Consider the following 14,865-nt stretch of genomic DNA (forward strand, 5'->3'; position numbering starts at 1 on the left):
CCCCCTGTAGGAGCGGCCTTGTGTCGCGATGGGCTGCGCAGCAGCCCCGGCAGTCTGTGCCGGGGCTGAGATTTTGGGGCCGCTGCGCGCCCCATCGCGACACAAGGCCGCTCCTACAAGGACCGCGTCAAGCCTGTAACTAGGCGCTTTGCCGCACTGGCGCAGCAGCGCGGGCCAGCAATTCGAGCACGGCTTCACTCACCCGCGGGTCGGACAGTACCCGCTGGTGCCCACCCTGCTCCAGCAGCATCAGCCGGCTATCGAACCAGGCCTTATGGATTACCTGGGCTTCATCGGCGGCAACCAGCGCGTCATCGGCGGCATGCACCACCAACCCCGGCAACTCCAACTGGTAACCGGTCACATCCAGCCGCGCGATCTGCATACCCACATCGCGCTCCACCTGGCGGATAAAGGCTGCCCGCGCCCGCGCCGGCAGCCCCAGGTGGTGGGCAAAGCCACGCAATACGCCCAGCAGCCGCGCCGGGGCGGCTATGCTGACCGCCGCCTCTGTGCGCAGCCCCATCTGCAAGGCCAGCAATACACTGGCACCGCCCATCGAGTGGCCAATCACCGCACGCAGCGGCGGCAACTCGGCGGCAGCCTCCAGCAGCGCCCGGGCAAACAGCACTACATTCGCCTGCTCACCAGGCGAACGCCCATGCCCCGGCCCCTCCAGCGAGACCACCGTGTGCCCAGCCTGAACCAAGGTTTGGATCAAGGCGGCAAACTGGGTCGGGCGCCCTTCCCAACCATGCATCAGCAGCACGGCCGGCCCTTTGCCCCAGCGCAAGGCAGACAAACCGAAGCGCAGGGTAATGCGCTCGGCGCTAGCCAGCACGGGCAACTCCCAATCCCGCGGCGGCAGATTGCGCGGGGTCATGAAGGCACGGCGCATCTTGCCAGCCACATGCTCGGGGGCCAGGCGGCCCAGGGTGCCATTGACACCACGAATCCAGCTCAGGGTAGTCATCGCCATGCTCCAGGGTTAAAGCACCGCCGATTTGGCGGCGCGCAGAATACGGTCAGACAATTCACCGGTACCCAAGGCACGGGCCAGGGCAAGGCCGCCAACCATGAGCGCCAGGTCGGCCAGTGCCTTGTCGGCATCTTCCGGGCGGTCGACCATGGCAGCAGTCATCAGCTCGATGTGTTCGGCCAATACCTCACGGAAGGCTTCCGGCAAGCGCTGCATCTCGCCCAGCGAATTGGGTAGCGGGCAGGCGTGCACTTCGGCATCCCGGTGTTTACGCGACAAGTAGAAGGCACTGGCCAGCGCCCGCCGCCCCGCACCGTCGAGGCTGGGGTCGATCTGCGCGAGCAAGGCACGGCGCTCACCCAACAACTGGCGGAACGCTTCGAGCATCAGCTCGTCCTTGCTGTCGAAGTGTGCATAGAAACCACCGACGGTCAGGCCTGCCGCGCCCATTACCTGGCTAACGCTGGGCTCGGCCGGGCCGTGCTGGATCAGCGCCTTGCGTGCGGCTTCCAGGATGCGCTCGCGGGTTTTGCTCTTCTTGTCGCTCATCAGGCACTCGCCAGTCGAAATATGATGATCGAAATATTATTCTCATCATATTTTTTGGCAAGCTGAATTTGTTGCCGTCTGTCGGGAGTCATTTTTTCGGAAGGGAGAAAAAACAAAAGGCCCATTCAATAAGCGAATGAGCCTTTAAAGTCCCGCAAAACGCGGGTAAATATGGCGTCCCCTAGGGGACTCGAACCCCTGTTACCGCCGTGAAAGGGCGGTGTCCTAGGCCACTAGACGAAGGGGACGTAACCTTCGCGAAGATTCACTTACGTGAACCCTGGCAGAAATGGTGGAGCTAAGCGGGATCGAACCGCTGACCTCCTGCATGCCATGCAGGCGCTCTCCCAGCTGAGCTATAGCCCCGAAACAAAAGACTCATCAATAAGCGACGAGCCTTTTTAAGCCCTGCAAAACGCAGGAAAAAGTGGCGTCCCCTAGGGGACTCGAACCCCTGTTACCGCCGTGAAAGGGCGGTGTCCTAGGCCACTAGACGAAGGGGACGTAACCTTCGTGCCGGCTCGCTTACACGAACCGCGGCAAAATTGGTGGAGCTAAGCGGGATCGAACCGCTGACCTCCTGCATGCCATGCAGGCGCTCTCCCAGCTGAGCTATAGCCCCGGATTTTTAGCCTCGCGGCCCAGCGATATCCTGAAACATCGCTTGTGTAAAACTGGCGTCCCCTAGGGGACTCGAACCCCTGTTACCGCCGTGAAAGGGCGGTGTCCTAGGCCACTAGACGAAGGGGACGAACCTTCTTACCTTCAAGACCCGGTTGCTGGACCCGGTCTTGCTTATCAGCCTTGGCTGCTAAGCGGAATTTGGTGGAGCTAAGCGGGATCGAACCGCTGACCTCCTGCATGCCATGCAGGCGCTCTCCCAGCTGAGCTATAGCCCCACAATGTCGCTTTGAACAGAACCGCTGGCTGGGTGCCTGGCGTTTCGTTTTCGTTCATCGCTGTGGACGGGGCGCATATTAAGTTCGGATTGCAGGGCTGTCAAACTAATTTTTTAAAATAATCAAAAAATTTTTCACAGATAACAATCACTTACCGCCCTGCCCTGCTGGATCTGGGCGCCGCACCCTTGTAGGAGCGGCCTTGTGTCGCGAAAGGACCGCAACGCGGCCCCGCGATTTCAGCTTCAACACAAAATCGCCGGGGCCGCTTTGCGGCCCTATCGCGACACAAGGCCGCTCCTACAGGGTTCAGCTACAGGCTCGGAATCGCCATCAACCGATGGAAGCCAGCAGCTTTTCCCACTCTTTGTTTTCTTTCTTCGACACGCCACCCAGCAGGTCCAGTGCCTGGCGCAGGCGGTAACGGGTCAGGTCCGGACCGAGGATTTCCATGGCGTCCAGCACCGAAACCGAGCTGGCCTGGCCGGTGATGGCAGCGAACATCAGCGGCATGGCATCGCGCAGCTTCAGTTCCAGCGCCTCGACCACAGCCTGGATGCAGCCGGTGATGCGCTCTTTTTCCCACTGGCGCAGGCTTTCGAGCTTCCACAGGATCAGCTGGATCACCTGGCGCACCTGGTCGGCCGACAGTTTCTTGCTTTCGAACAGCTTGGCATCCAGCTTCAGCGCGCCTTCGAAGAAGAACCCACCCAGCGGGGCAACCTGGCTGAAGGTTTCAACGCGACCCTGCACGTGCGGGGCGATTTTCATCATGTAGTCACTGTTGAACGCCCACTTCTGCAGGCGCGCGGCGAACTCTTCGACCGGCAGCTCACGCAACCACTGGCCGTTGAGCCAGGACAGCTTCTCGATGTCGAAGATCGGGCCACCCAGCGAGATGCGCGACAGGTCAAAGTGCTCGACCATCTCGGCCAGCGAGAACTTCTCACGCTCGTCCGGCATCGACCAGCCCATGCGGCCCAGGTAGTTGAGCATCGCCTCCGGCATGAAGCCCATGCGCTCGTAGAAAGTAACCGAGGTCGGGTTCTTGCGCTTGGACAGCTTGGACTTGTCCGGGTTACGCAGCAGCGGCATGTAGCACAGCTTGGGCTGCTCCCAGCCAAAGTATTCGTACAGCTTGATCAGCTTGGGCGCCGACGGCAGCCACTCTTCACCACGCAGTACGTGGGTGATGCCCATCAGGTGGTCATCCACCACGTTGGCCAGGAAGTACGTCGGCAGGCCGTCGTTCTTCATCAGCACCTGCATGTCCATGCGGTCCCACGGGATTTCTACGTCGCCGCGCAGCATGTCCGGGACCACGCACATGCCTTCGCTCGGCACCTTCATGCGGATCACGTGTGGCTCGCCCGCGGCCAGGCGGCGCTGTACCTCCTCGGCGCTCAACAGCAACGCGCGCCCGTCATAACGCGGGGTTTCGCCGCGGGCTTGCTGCTCGGCACGCATCTGGTCCAGCTCTTCAGCGGTGCAGAAGCAGTAGAAGGCGTGGCCGGCATCAACCAGTTCCTTGGCGTATTTGGCGTAGATCTCGCCACGCTCGCTCTGCCGGTACGGGCCATGGGGGCCGCCGACGTCCGGGCCTTCGTTCCATTCGATACCAAGCCAGCGCAGGGCGTCGAAGATCTGTTGCTCCGACTCGCGCGTGGAGCGCAGTTGGTCGGTGTCTTCGATGCGTAGGATGAACTCACCGCCGTGCTGCTTGGCAAAGCAGTAGTTGAACAGGGCGATGTAGGCAGTGCCGACATGGGGGTCGCCGGTAGGCGATGGCGCGATACGCGTGCGTACGGTGGTCATGGAGGGTCTCGAACGAAAGATGAAACAAAGGCGGGATGTTAGCAGGTGGCAGGCACCGGGCTCCAGCAATGGCGCGAACGTCACTTGTCGACAGGCCCTGCGCCGCTGTTAAATTTATTTACATTTCTGGAACGATAGTCCCCATGCCTGCCCAACTCAAACGCCGCCTGCTGGTCTTTTTTACCCTCGTGGCCCTGATCGCCCTCGCCTTCCTGGCCCACTGGTACTTCAAGGGCCGCTTTTACGAGAGCACCGACAACGCCTACGTGCAGGGCGAGATCACGCGTATTTCCAGCCAGCTGGGGGCACGCATCGACGCGGTGCCGGTCGAGGACAACCAGCACGTGAACAAAGGTGACCTGCTGGCCAGGCTGGAGGCGGCCGACTACGAACTGGCAGTAGCGCGCGCCCGCGCAGCCCTGGCTACCCGTGAAGCGGAATACGCGCAGGCACAAAGCCGCCTGACCCAACAGGGCAGCCTGATTGCCGCCGGGCAGGCGCAGGTGGCGGCCAACCAGGCAACCTACGAGCGGTCGCGGGTGGACCTGAGCCGCGCCGAAAAGCTGCGCAAGCCCGGTTTCATATCCGAAGAACGGGTCACCACCCTGTCGGCCGACAGCCATGTCGCCGGCTCGCAGGTCGACAAGGCCCGCGCCGACCTGCAAAGCCAGCGCCAGCAGGTCAACGCACTGAATGCTGACCTCAAGCGCCTGGACGCACAAATCGCCAATGCCCGCGCCGACCTGGCCCAGGCCGAACTGAACCTGACCCGTTGTGAAATCCGCGCACCGATCAGCGGCACCATTGGCCAGCGCAATGCGCGCAATGGCCAGGTGGTGCAGGCCGGCGCCTACCTGATGTCGATCGTGCCCGACGAAGATATCTGGGTGCAGGCCAACTTCAAGGAAACCCAGATCGGCCGCATGCACCCCGGCCAGCGTGCCGAACTGCTGTTCGACAGCTACCCAGACACCCCCATCGAAGGCCAGGTCGACAGCCTGTTCGCCGCCTCGGGTGCGCAGTTCAGCCTGCTGCCGCCAGACAACGCAACCGGCAACTTCACCAAGGTTGTGCAGCGCATCCCGGTCAAACTGACTTTCCCTGCCAACAACCCGCTGCACGGGCGTATCCGGCCCGGCATGTCGGTGACCGCCACCGTAGACCTGCGCACCGAAGACGAAGGCCACAATGGCCGGTGACCCACTGCTGCGCCCCACTGCGGAGCCGACCCGGCGCGACTGGATCGCGGTGATGAGCGTGATGCTCGGCGCCTTCATGGCCGTGCTGGACATCCAGATCACCAACTCGTCGCTCAAAGACATCCAGGGCGCACTGTCGGCCACCCTGGAGGAAGGCTCATGGATTTCCACCTCCTACCTGGTGGCGGAAATCATCATGATCCCGCTGACCGCCTGGCTGGTTCAGCTGTTGTCTGCCCGCCGCCTGGCAGTGTGGGTATCGGCGGGGTTTCTGTTGTCGTCGCTGCTGTGTTCGATGGCCTGGAACCTGGAGAGCATGATCCTGTTCCGTGCCTTGCAAGGTTTTACCGGCGGGGCGCTGATCCCGCTTGCGTTTACCCTCACCCTGATCAAGCTGCCCGAACACCACCGCGCCAAGGGCATGGCCATGTTCGCCATGACCGCCACCTTCGCCCCGTCCATCGGCCCCACCCTGGGCGGCTGGCTGACCGAGAACTGGGGCTGGGAGTACATCTTCTACATCAACATCCCGCCGGGCCTGGTGATGATCGCCGGCCTGCTGTACGGGCTGGAGAAAAAGGAGGCGCACTGGGAACTGCTGAAAAGCACCGATTACGCCGGCATCGTCACGCTGGGCGTAGGCCTGGGCTGCCTGCAAGTGTTTCTGGAGGAAGGCCACCGCAAGGACTGGCTGGAGTCGCCCTTGATCGTCGGCCTGGGCAGCATCGCCCTGGTCAGCCTGATCACCTTCGTCATCCTGCAGTTTTCCAAGCCGCAGCCGCTGATCAACCTGCGCATCCTGGGCAACCGCAATTTCGGCCTGTCGAGTATCGCCAGCCTGGGCATGGGCGTGGGGTTGTACGGTTCGATCTATCTGTTGCCGCTGTACCTGGCGCAGGTACAGGGCTACAACGCCCTGCAAATCGGCGAGGTGATCATGTGGATGGGCGTGCCGCAGCTGTTCCTGATTCCGTTGGTGCCACAACTGATGAAAGTGGTGTCGCCCAAGCTGCTGTGCGCCCTCGGGTTCTGCCTGTTTGGCGCCGCCAGTTTCGGCTCGGGCGTACTCAACCCGGACTTTGCCGGGCCGCAGTTCAACCATATCCAGATCATCCGCGCCCTTGGCCAGCCGATGATCATGGTGACCATTTCGTTGATCGCCACATCGTACATTCAGCAGCAGGACGCAGGGTCGGCGTCGAGCCTGTTCAACATCTTGCGTAACCTAGGTGGCGCAATCGGGATTGCCTTGCTGGCCACGTTGCTGGATGCGCGGACCAAGGTGTATTTCGATTACCTGAGGGAGTCGATAGTGCCGAGCAACCCGCAGGTGGCAGAGCGGCTGGCGCAACTGGCGGAGCGGCTGGGGAGTGACAATGCAGCGCTGGGCAAGCTGAGCGAGATTACCCACCAGCAGGCGTTGATCATGGCGTACAACGATGCCTTCCACTTTGTCGGGATTGGTTTGGCGGTGAGCATGGTGGCGGTGCTGTTGACCCGCAAATTGCCGCAGGGGTTGAAGGCTGGGGAGGCGCATTGAGCCAATTTCAGCTGCTGCGCGGTCCTGTGGGAGCGGGCAAGCCCGCGAACACCGGCAAAGCCGGTGCCATCCACCGCGTTGCCTGCTTCGCGGGCACGCCCGCTCCCACAGGGCCGGCGTCAGGGCTCAGCTGGTAATCAACCGCTCGCGCAGTTGTGTGATTTCGTCGCGCAACTGCGCCGCTGCCTCGAACTCCAGGTCGCGGGCAAACTGCATCATCTTCTCTTCCAGCTGTTTGATGCGCTTGGTGATCTCGCCCGGCGTACGCAGTTCGGCCTCGTAACGGGCGCTCTCCTCTGCCGCCTTTGCCATGCCCTTGCGCTTCTTGCTGCGCGCACCAGGCACGGTAGCGCCCTCCATGATGTCGGTGATGTCCTTGACCACGCCCTTGGGCACGATGCCATGCGCTTCGTTGAAGGCGATCTGCTTTTCGCGGCGCCGCTCGGTTTCGTCTATTGCACGCTGCATAGAGCCCGTGACGTTATCGGCGTAAAGGATTGCCCGGCCATTGAGGTTACGCGCAGCACGGCCGATAGTCTGGATCAGTGAACGCTCGGACCGCAGGAAGCCTTCCTTGTCGGCATCCAGGATCGCCACCAGCGACACTTCCGGCATGTCCAGGCCCTCGCGCAGCAGGTTGATACCCACCAGCACGTCGAAGGTACCCAGGCGCAGGTCGCGGATGATCTCCACCCGCTCCACGGTGTCGATGTCCGAGTGCAGGTAACGCACCCGCACGTCATGGTCGGCCAGGTAATCGGTCAGGTCTTCGGCCATGCGCTTGGTCAGCGTGGTGGCCAGCACCCGCTCGCCCTGCGCAACGCGCTTGCGGATTTCCGACAGCAGGTCGTCGACCTGGGTCAGCGCCGGGCGTACCTCGACCTGCGGGTCGACCAGGCCGGTGGGGCGCACCACCTGCTCCACCACGCGCCCGGCGTGCTCGGCCTCGTAAGGCCCGGGCGTAGCGGAGACGAAGATGGTCTGTGGGCTGACGTCCTCCCATTCGTCAAAGCGCATGGGCCGGTTGTCCAGCGCCGAGGGCATGCGGAAGCCATACTCCACCAAGGTTTCCTTGCGCGAGCGGTCGCCTTTGTACATGGCGCCGACCTGCGGCACGCTGACGTGCGATTCGTCGATTACCAGCAGCGCATCCGCCGGCAAGTAGTCGTACAGGGTGGGCGGCGGCGCCCCGGCCGGGCGCCCGGACAGGTAGCGCGAGTAGTTTTCGATACCGTTGCAGTAGCCGAGCTCCAGGATCATCTCCAGGTCGAAACGGGTGCGCTGTTCCAGGCGCTGCGCTTCTACCAGCTTGTTGGCCTTTTGCAGGTACTCCAGGCGCTCCTTCAGCTCTTCCTTGATGCCCTCCACCGCCTCCAGCAGGGTTTCCCGCGGGGTAACGTAGTGGCTCTTGGGGTAAAAGGTAAACCGCGGCAGCTTGCGGAAGACCTCGCCAGTGAGCGGGTCGAAGGCAGCGATGTTTTCCACCTCGTCATCGAACAGTTCGATGCGGATGGCTTCAAGGTCCGATTCGGCCGGGAAAATGTCGATCACGTCACCGCGCACGCGGAAGGTGGCACGGGCAAAGTCCATTTCGTTACGGGTGTATTGCAGATCAGCCAGCCGGCGCAGCAGCGCACGCTGGTCAAGCTTGTCGCCCCGGTCTACGTGCAGGACCATTTTCAGGTAGGACTCAGGGCTACCCAGGCCGTAGATGCACGACACGGTGGTGACGATGATCGCGTCGCGCCGTTCCAGCAGCGCCTTGGTCGCCGACAGGCGCATCTGCTCGATGTGGTCGTTGATCGAGGCGTCCTTCTCGATGAAGGTGTCCGACGACGGCACGTAGGCCTCGGGCTGGTAGTAGTCGTAGTAGGAAACGAAATACTCCACCGCGTTATTCGGGAAGAAAGCCTTGAATTCGCCGTACAACTGGGCGGCCAGGGTCTTGTTCGGCGCCAGCACCAGGGTCGGGCGCTGCACCTGCGCGATAACGTTGGCGATGCTGAAGGTTTTGCCCGAACCGGTCACGCCGAGCAGCGTCTGGTGCGACAACCCCGCCTCGATACCTTCGACCATTTGGCGGATGGCCTCGGGCTGGTCGCCAGCAGGCTGGAAACGGGTGACGAGCTGGAACTCGGACATGTCGGACCTCGCGGTGCTGCAGCAACTGTAAATTTAGCCAGTAGTCTATACCCAAATGCGCCCGCCCGGGGGCGCTTTCAAGGCGTAGCTGTGAACGCGTGTAACGGTGGACCCGGCAATTAGACCAATGGTCGAAAAATATTTGCGCAAATAGCCTGAAAAGCTGTGCCAGAGTGTCGCAGTGACCGGGCGGTATCACTATACTGACTCCCCGTTTGTGCACCGCTTCAGTGCATTCGGCTGGAGCGTGTACGTCCTATCACTCTCCAATCAGAGCCAAGGTAACAATGAGCCTGTTTTCCGCTGTCGAGCTGGCACCCCGCGACCCTATCCTGGGCCTCAACGAAGCATTCAACGCCGACCCACGTACCGACAAGGTCAACCTGGGCGTGGGCGTGTACTGCAATGAGGAAGGCCGCATTCCGCTGCTGCGCGCCGTGATCGAAGCCGAGACCCAGCGTGCCGCCCAGCACGCCTCGCGCGGCTACCTGCCGATCGACGGTATCGCCACCTACGACCAGGCTGTGCAAAAACTGATCTTCGGCGCCGAGTCGCCACTGCTGGCCGCCGGCCGCGTGGTTACCGTGCAGGCCGTCGGCGGTACCGGCGCACTGAAGATCGGTGCCGACTTCCTCAAGCGCCTGTCGCCCAACGCCGTCGTGGCAATCAGCGACCCGAGCTGGGAAAACCACCGCGCACTGTTCGAAACCGCCGGTTTCCCGGTACAGAACTACCGCTACTATGATGCACCGAGCAACGACGTCAACCGCGCCGGCATGCTCGAAGACCTGAACAACCTGCCGTCCGGCTCGATCGTGGTGCTGCACGCTTGCTGCCACAACCCGACTGGCGTCGATCTGGGCCTGGACGACTGGAAAAACGTCCTGGAAGTGGTCAAGGCCAAGGGCCATGTACCGTTCCTCGACATGGCCTACCAGGGCTTTGGTGACGGCATCGCCGAAGACGCCTTCGCCGTGCGCCTGTTCGCCGAGTCGGGCCTGGAGTTCTTCGTTTCCAGCTCGTTCTCCAAGTCGTTCTCGCTGTACGGCGAACGCGTGGGTGCGCTGTCGATCGTTACCGCTACCAAGGACGAGAGCACCCGTGTGCTGTCTCAGGTCAAGCGCGTGATCCGCACCACCTACTCCAACCCGCCAACTCACGGTGCAACCATCGTCGCCACCGTGCTGAACAGCGACGAGCTGCGCCAGATGTGGGAAGCCGAGCTGGGCGAGATGCGCCAGCGCATCCACGGCATGCGCCAGCAAATGGTCAGCCTGCTGGCTGAATATGGCGCCAAGCGTGACTTCAGCTTCGTTGGCCGCCAGGCCGGCATGTTCTCCTACTCGGGGCTGACCGTTGAGCAGGTTGCCCGCCTGAAGAACGACTTTGGTATCTACGCACTGGACACCGGCCGCATCGCGGTGGCCGCGCTGAACCAGAGCAACATCCACGTGGTGACCAAGGCCATCGTGGAAGTGCTGTAACTCATTGTTTTGCCAAGAGGTAGCTTGACATCCTCTTGGCAATCAGTAAGATACGCGCAGATTCCGCGATAGCTCAGTCGGTAGAGCAAATGACTGTTAATCATTGGGTCCCTGGTTCGAGTCCAGGTCGCGGAGCCAAACACTGAAAAAGCCCCCGGGTGCGCAAGCAACCGGGGGCTTTTTCGTTGCATCGCGTTTATTCGCCCAGCGGCTCGGTCACTGGCTTGCCTTCGTCCACCAGGCTCCACACCAGCAGCTTGGCGGGTTGGGTTTTGCTGGCGTTGCGCGACACGCTGTGCACGGTGCCTGGCGCTTCGTACCAGTACTCGCCAGCCTTGTAGGTCTTTTCCTGCTCGTTGTTCAGTTTTGATACCACTGCCCCTTCAAGCACGTAGGCCATTACCGCGCCTGGGTGCTGATGTGCAGGCGAGGCCTCGCCGGGGGCGTAGCTTACCGTGAGCATGACGGCAGTTTTGCCGGGGGCATTCGAGGGTTGTTGTTGCTGCAGGACTTTGACCTGGTCGGCGACGTCGCCGTGCGCCCAAGCAGGGGCTTGACCGGCAAGCAGGGCGAAGAGGATCAAGGTGAGTGGTTTCATCGCGGGCAACTCCTGGGTGGCAATTGCCAGCAGGTTAGGCCCTCATTGGCTGAAGACAAATGGCCAATTCGAGGTAAAAGCAGGGGGCCGATTTTGCCTGTACCGGCCTCTTCGCGGGCATGCCCGCTCCCACAAGTTCTCCACAGGCTTCAGGGGCTGCGCTGTACCTGTGGGAGCGGGCACGCCCGCGAAGAGGCCGGCACAGAAAAAAGAGTTCTCAGCTACTACGCCCAATCGGGTAAAACTCGCCCTGGCTCCAGACCCCCAACCATTCCTCCCCCTCGATCTCACGCGGCACCGCCAGCTCCACCATCTGGTAGAACACATTGCGATGAATCAGCGCCTCAAGGTTGCTGCGCATCAGCACATAGGGTGACGGTTCCTGCGTCACAGGGTCGATCACCACGCGCAGCGGGCTGTCCGGCCCGGCATCCACCTGGTCCTCGACATTGCTGGTAAAGCGCAGCACCTGCTGTTCGCCCTCCCCCAGCACCTCCAGCGCTATGGCAACGAACGGCGCGTCATCAACGCGAATGCCAACCTTTTCCACAGGGGTAACCAGGAAGTAGTCGTCACCATCGCGGCGGATGATGGTGGAGAACAAACGCACCATCGGCTTGCGCCCGATCGGCGTACCCAGGTAATACCAGGTGCCATCGCGGGCGATGCGCATGTCGATGTCGCCGCAGAAGTCCGGATTCCACAGATGCACTGGCGGCAGGCCCTTTGCCTTGGGGATCTGTGCCAGAAGATCATTGGCCTTGCCGGAGTCACTCATCACGCCTGCCTCATTCGCTCACGCCCAGAAGGCTACGAGCGTACTCGCGCATCGGTGCGCCAAGCAAATCTTCAGGGGTGTTGTCGTGGAACGTCAACAAACCGCCACGGCTCTTGATGCGCGCAGTGTCAACCAGGTAGCGGGTATTGGTTTCGATCAGCATCATCTGAACCACACCGCTGTCCCAGCCCAATCGGTCGACAGCCTGTTCGTCGTACCACTCGTCACCATTGCCGATGCGGTCGTCGGTCCGCGCGAAACGGGTGTACAGCACGTAATCGGCACCGACCGAACGCGCCTGGGCAATGGCATCTTCCAGGCCCAGTGGGCCTTGGGCACGGCGCACCAGCGGGAAATACTCGACAAAGCTTTTGAAGGCCTCGTCGGCTACCGCGTTCTGCCGCGGTACCGGCCCCTTGCCGGGCGGCACGAAGGCACCCTGGCCGATGAAGATGAACGAATCGGGCTGCAGACGGATAGACAGCGTGCGACGGGTATCACTGTGGTCCAGCAGACCGGCATCGCTCATGTGATAGCGCACGCCCTCGCCCATATCGCTGACATTCATGCAGCCGCCCAGCGCCATCAGCGCCAGCAGCAAGACCAGGCTACGCATCTTTCCTCCAGTGGCCGGCGACGAAAAACCGGCGAATAGCTGGCGGATGCAGCTTTTGCGCCAGCTTCAGCCGCCGATCACCTTCATCACCATCACATCCCCGGAAAACGCCAGGTCCTGCTTGTCTGCCAAGGCCTTGACCAGCAGGCGCTGCAAAGCCGGCAATGCCTGATGGCGCGGCTTATCCAGCAGTTCGCCGACGAAATGGCGACTGCCAGACGACAGGCAGCCATGCAGCCAGCCCGTGGAGGACAAACGCAACCGCGAGCAGGTACGGCAAAACGGAACGCTTTCGTTGGCGATGACGCCGAAGTGGCCAACCCCTGGGATTTCATAGCGCAAAGCGGTGGCATCCAGCGGAGCATCAACCTGGACATAGGCATGCTTGCTGCCAATCAGTGCGAGCAACTGGTCAAGGCCAAAGAACTGTTGCAGGAAGGTATTGCTGTCACGGGCAAGGTGGCCCATGCGCATAAGCTCGATGAAGCGCAACTCGAAACCACGCGCCAGGCAATAGTCCAGCAGCGGCAGTACCTGGTCGACGTTCTGCCCGCGCATTGGCACCATGTTCACCTTGATCCGCATACCCAACGCACTGGCCTGCTCCATACCTGCCAGCACGCTTGCCAGATCGCCGCCCCGGGCGATGTGGCGGAAAGCCTGGGGGTCGAGGGTGTCGAGGGAAACATTGAGTCGACGGACACCGGCCGCCTGCAACTGCGGCAACTTGCGCTGCAATAGCTGGCCATTGGTGGTCAGCGAAATGTCGTCGAGCTCAAGCTTGGCCACGGCCCCCAAAAAGGCATCCAGACGCGGGCTGACCAGCGGCTCTCCGCCCGTGATGCGCAGCCGCTCGATACCGGCCGCCTCGATCAGGTAAGCCACTCCACGCGCCATGGCATCTGCCGACAATTCATCCTGCGCCGCCACCAGGCGCTTGCCATCGGGTACGCAGTAAGTGCACGCATAATTGCAAGCAGCCGTCAGGCTGACGCGCAGGTTGCGAAAACGCCTGCCTTGACGATCGACAATCATGAATGACTCCAGCATGGATGATGAGGGCTGGCAAAACCTGACTCATAAATCAGGTTTTTGCAAGCCCCTTCACATCATCGAAAGCCAAAGCTGTGTTGTAGCAGCAGCCGGGTGCTGCAAAAGGGCCGGTACGGCGTACTGGCCTGAACCGAGGGGTCAGTGGGTTGGTTCGGGGTCGCGCTTGCGCTTGTTGCCCATGCGCACGCCAATGTCCATCAGGAACTGGAAGAAGCCTTCCTGATCCTCCAGCACATTGCTCCAGAATGGCGAGTGGTACAGCGCCACGGCGCCATGCACCAGTGCCCAGGCGGCGCAGTAGTGGAAATAGGGCGGTACGTCTTCGAGCTTGCCTTCGCTGATGCGGCCCTTGATCAGCTGGGTCAGGCGGTCGAAGTTGGAAGCGCGGATGCTGTGCAGCTGCTCGACCATTTCCGGTACCTGGTTGCCCTTGACCACCTTCTCTTCCAGGCGGTCGAACAGCCGGTAACGTTGAGGGTCGCGCATGCGGAACTCGAAGTAGGCGCGCGACAGGGCCTCCTTGTCGCGGTCGACGTCAGCCGAGTGCAACAGTTCGTTCAGGTCGCGCTCGTAGTCGAGCATCAGGCGCAGGTAGATTTCCGCCTTGGACTTGAAATGCTTGTAGATCGTGCCTTTGCCGATGCCCACGGCGTCGGCGATCATCTCGACGGTGACGCTGTCCTCACCCTGTTCGAGAAACAGTTTGAGCGCGGTATCGAGGATTTCCTGTTCGCGACGGCGAAATTCACGGACCTTACGAGGTTCTTTCTGCATGGGAAGGACTGGATGACAATCGAAGCGGTTTATTATGCCTAACTTGCGGGAAATTGCACGGATCATCCAAGCATGTCTGTGTTTCACGATGCATATGGCCATGCGATGCAGGAGGATTGGAGCGTTGGCGTATTCCAAATTTGTTTAAAAAACGACCAATTCAGGCTGGCACTGCGCCAAACCTGACCAATACTTGAAGTGTTGGCGCGGCGCATCCCCCCCCAAGTGGCGCGCCGATAAAGGTGCTCAGGGACCGCGTACCTTTGTTTTACTCCTAATGGTCTTAACCCGGATTCCCCCCCCAGAACCCGGGTTTTTTTTGTGCAATGCTTTTGATCTAGCTTTTGATCTTGATCTTGATCTTGATCTTGATCTTCGCGACTTCAGGAGGCCGAGCGGAGGGATTGCGGAGGGAGGTGACGGGCATGGATGCCCGTCA

12 protein-coding genes and 7 tRNA genes are annotated in these 14,865 nt (G+C 61.5%); 4 read left to right on the forward strand and 15 right to left on the reverse strand.

The genetic code is table 11. The features are described 5' to 3' along the window. Nucleotides 1–139: 139 nt before the first annotated feature. The 9 genes from ACQKPZ_RS26995 to gltX form a co-directional block, all read right to left on the reverse strand. Complete coding sequence (locus tag ACQKPZ_RS26995) at nucleotides 140–973, reverse strand: alpha/beta fold hydrolase (protein WP_427544139.1); 834 nt, start codon at nucleotides 971–973, stop codon at nucleotides 140–142. Between the two features lie 15 nt (nucleotides 974–988). Next, nucleotides 989–1,528, reverse strand: a complete 540-nt coding sequence (locus ACQKPZ_RS27000) for a TetR/AcrR family transcriptional regulator (protein WP_427544142.1) — start codon at nucleotides 1,526–1,528, stop codon at nucleotides 989–991. 172 nt (nucleotides 1,529–1,700) lie between these two features. After that, nucleotides 1,701–1,776, reverse strand: a tRNA-Glu gene (locus ACQKPZ_RS27005). 42 nt (nucleotides 1,777–1,818) lie between these two features. Further along, a tRNA-Ala gene (locus tag ACQKPZ_RS27010) sits at nucleotides 1,819–1,894 on the reverse strand. A 62-nt stretch (nucleotides 1,895–1,956) separates the two neighbouring features. Beyond that, nucleotides 1,957–2,032: transfer RNA gene (locus ACQKPZ_RS27015), tRNA-Glu, on the reverse strand. A 42-nt stretch (nucleotides 2,033–2,074) separates the two neighbouring features. Then, nucleotides 2,075–2,150, reverse strand: a tRNA-Ala gene (locus ACQKPZ_RS27020). A gap of 53 nt (nucleotides 2,151–2,203) precedes the next feature. After that, nucleotides 2,204–2,279: transfer RNA gene (locus ACQKPZ_RS27025), tRNA-Glu, on the reverse strand. 72 nt (nucleotides 2,280–2,351) lie between these two features. Continuing rightward, nucleotides 2,352–2,427, reverse strand: a tRNA-Ala gene (locus ACQKPZ_RS27030). Between the two features lie 333 nt (nucleotides 2,428–2,760). Next, the gene (gltX, locus tag ACQKPZ_RS27035; RefSeq protein WP_427544145.1) at nucleotides 2,761–4,242 is read right to left on the reverse strand and encodes a glutamate--tRNA ligase; all 1,482 of its coding nucleotides are present in this window, start codon (nucleotides 4,240–4,242) and stop codon (nucleotides 2,761–2,763) included. 143 nt (nucleotides 4,243–4,385) lie between these two features. On the opposite strand from gltX, the gene ACQKPZ_RS27040 reads away from it, so the two are divergent. Together ACQKPZ_RS27040 and ACQKPZ_RS27045 are read left to right on the forward strand one after the other, a co-directional pair. Further along, nucleotides 4,386–5,441 (forward strand): HlyD family secretion protein, encoded by a 1,056-nt coding sequence (locus tag ACQKPZ_RS27040; RefSeq protein WP_427544148.1) that lies wholly within the window; start codon nucleotides 4,386–4,388, stop codon nucleotides 5,439–5,441. Between the two features lie 49 nt (nucleotides 5,442–5,490). Next, nucleotides 5,491–6,981, forward strand: a complete 1,491-nt coding sequence (locus tag ACQKPZ_RS27045; RefSeq protein ID WP_427544166.1) for a DHA2 family efflux MFS transporter permease subunit — start codon at nucleotides 5,491–5,493, stop codon at nucleotides 6,979–6,981. 126 nt (nucleotides 6,982–7,107) lie between these two features. Here the strand turns inward: ACQKPZ_RS27045 and uvrB are convergent, their stop codons facing one another. Beyond that, nucleotides 7,108–9,123: an excinuclease ABC subunit UvrB gene (gene uvrB / locus ACQKPZ_RS27050; protein WP_391137544.1), complete on the reverse strand. Its 2,016-nt coding sequence runs from the start codon at nucleotides 9,121–9,123 to the stop codon at nucleotides 7,108–7,110. Between the two features lie 287 nt (nucleotides 9,124–9,410). On the opposite strand from uvrB, the gene ACQKPZ_RS27055 reads away from it, so the two are divergent. Together ACQKPZ_RS27055 and ACQKPZ_RS27060 are read left to right on the forward strand one after the other, a co-directional pair. Further along, on the forward strand, nucleotides 9,411–10,607 hold the full coding sequence (locus ACQKPZ_RS27055; protein WP_427544151.1) for an amino acid aminotransferase: 1,197 nt from the start codon (nucleotides 9,411–9,413) through the stop codon (nucleotides 10,605–10,607). A 62-nt stretch (nucleotides 10,608–10,669) separates the two neighbouring features. Beyond that, nucleotides 10,670–10,745 (forward strand) — tRNA-Asn (locus tag ACQKPZ_RS27060). 58 nt (nucleotides 10,746–10,803) lie between these two features. On the opposite strand, the gene ACQKPZ_RS27065 is transcribed toward ACQKPZ_RS27060, so the two are convergent. The 5 genes from ACQKPZ_RS27065 to ACQKPZ_RS27085 all read right to left on the reverse strand — a co-directional run bounded on the left by ACQKPZ_RS27065 (nucleotide 10,804) and on the right by ACQKPZ_RS27085 (nucleotide 14,426). Continuing rightward, complete coding sequence (locus ACQKPZ_RS27065; RefSeq protein WP_427544154.1) at nucleotides 10,804–11,205, reverse strand: cupin domain-containing protein; 402 nt, start codon at nucleotides 11,203–11,205, stop codon at nucleotides 10,804–10,806. Between the two features lie 217 nt (nucleotides 11,206–11,422). Then, on the reverse strand, nucleotides 11,423–11,983 hold the full coding sequence (locus ACQKPZ_RS27070) for a DUF1285 domain-containing protein (protein WP_427544157.1): 561 nt from the start codon (nucleotides 11,981–11,983) through the stop codon (nucleotides 11,423–11,425). A gap of 10 nt (nucleotides 11,984–11,993) precedes the next feature. After that, a complete protein-coding gene (locus ACQKPZ_RS27075; protein WP_427544160.1) occupies nucleotides 11,994–12,599 on the reverse strand; it encodes a DUF4823 domain-containing protein in 606 nt (201 codons plus the stop codon). Between the two features lie 66 nt (nucleotides 12,600–12,665). Further along, a complete protein-coding gene (locus tag ACQKPZ_RS27080; RefSeq protein WP_427544163.1) occupies nucleotides 12,666–13,634 on the reverse strand; it encodes a GTP 3',8-cyclase MoaA in 969 nt (322 codons plus the stop codon). Between the two features lie 156 nt (nucleotides 13,635–13,790). Further along, nucleotides 13,791–14,426, reverse strand: coding sequence for a TetR/AcrR family transcriptional regulator (locus ACQKPZ_RS27085; protein WP_027596088.1), 636 nt, complete (start codon nucleotides 14,424–14,426; stop codon nucleotides 13,791–13,793). Between the last annotated feature and the right edge of the window lie 439 nt (nucleotides 14,427–14,865).

Origin of the sequence: Pseudomonas sp. NPDC089547 (assembly GCF_050280665.1) — a bacterium.
Classification (GTDB): Bacteria; Pseudomonadota; Gammaproteobacteria; order Pseudomonadales; family Pseudomonadaceae; genus Aquipseudomonas.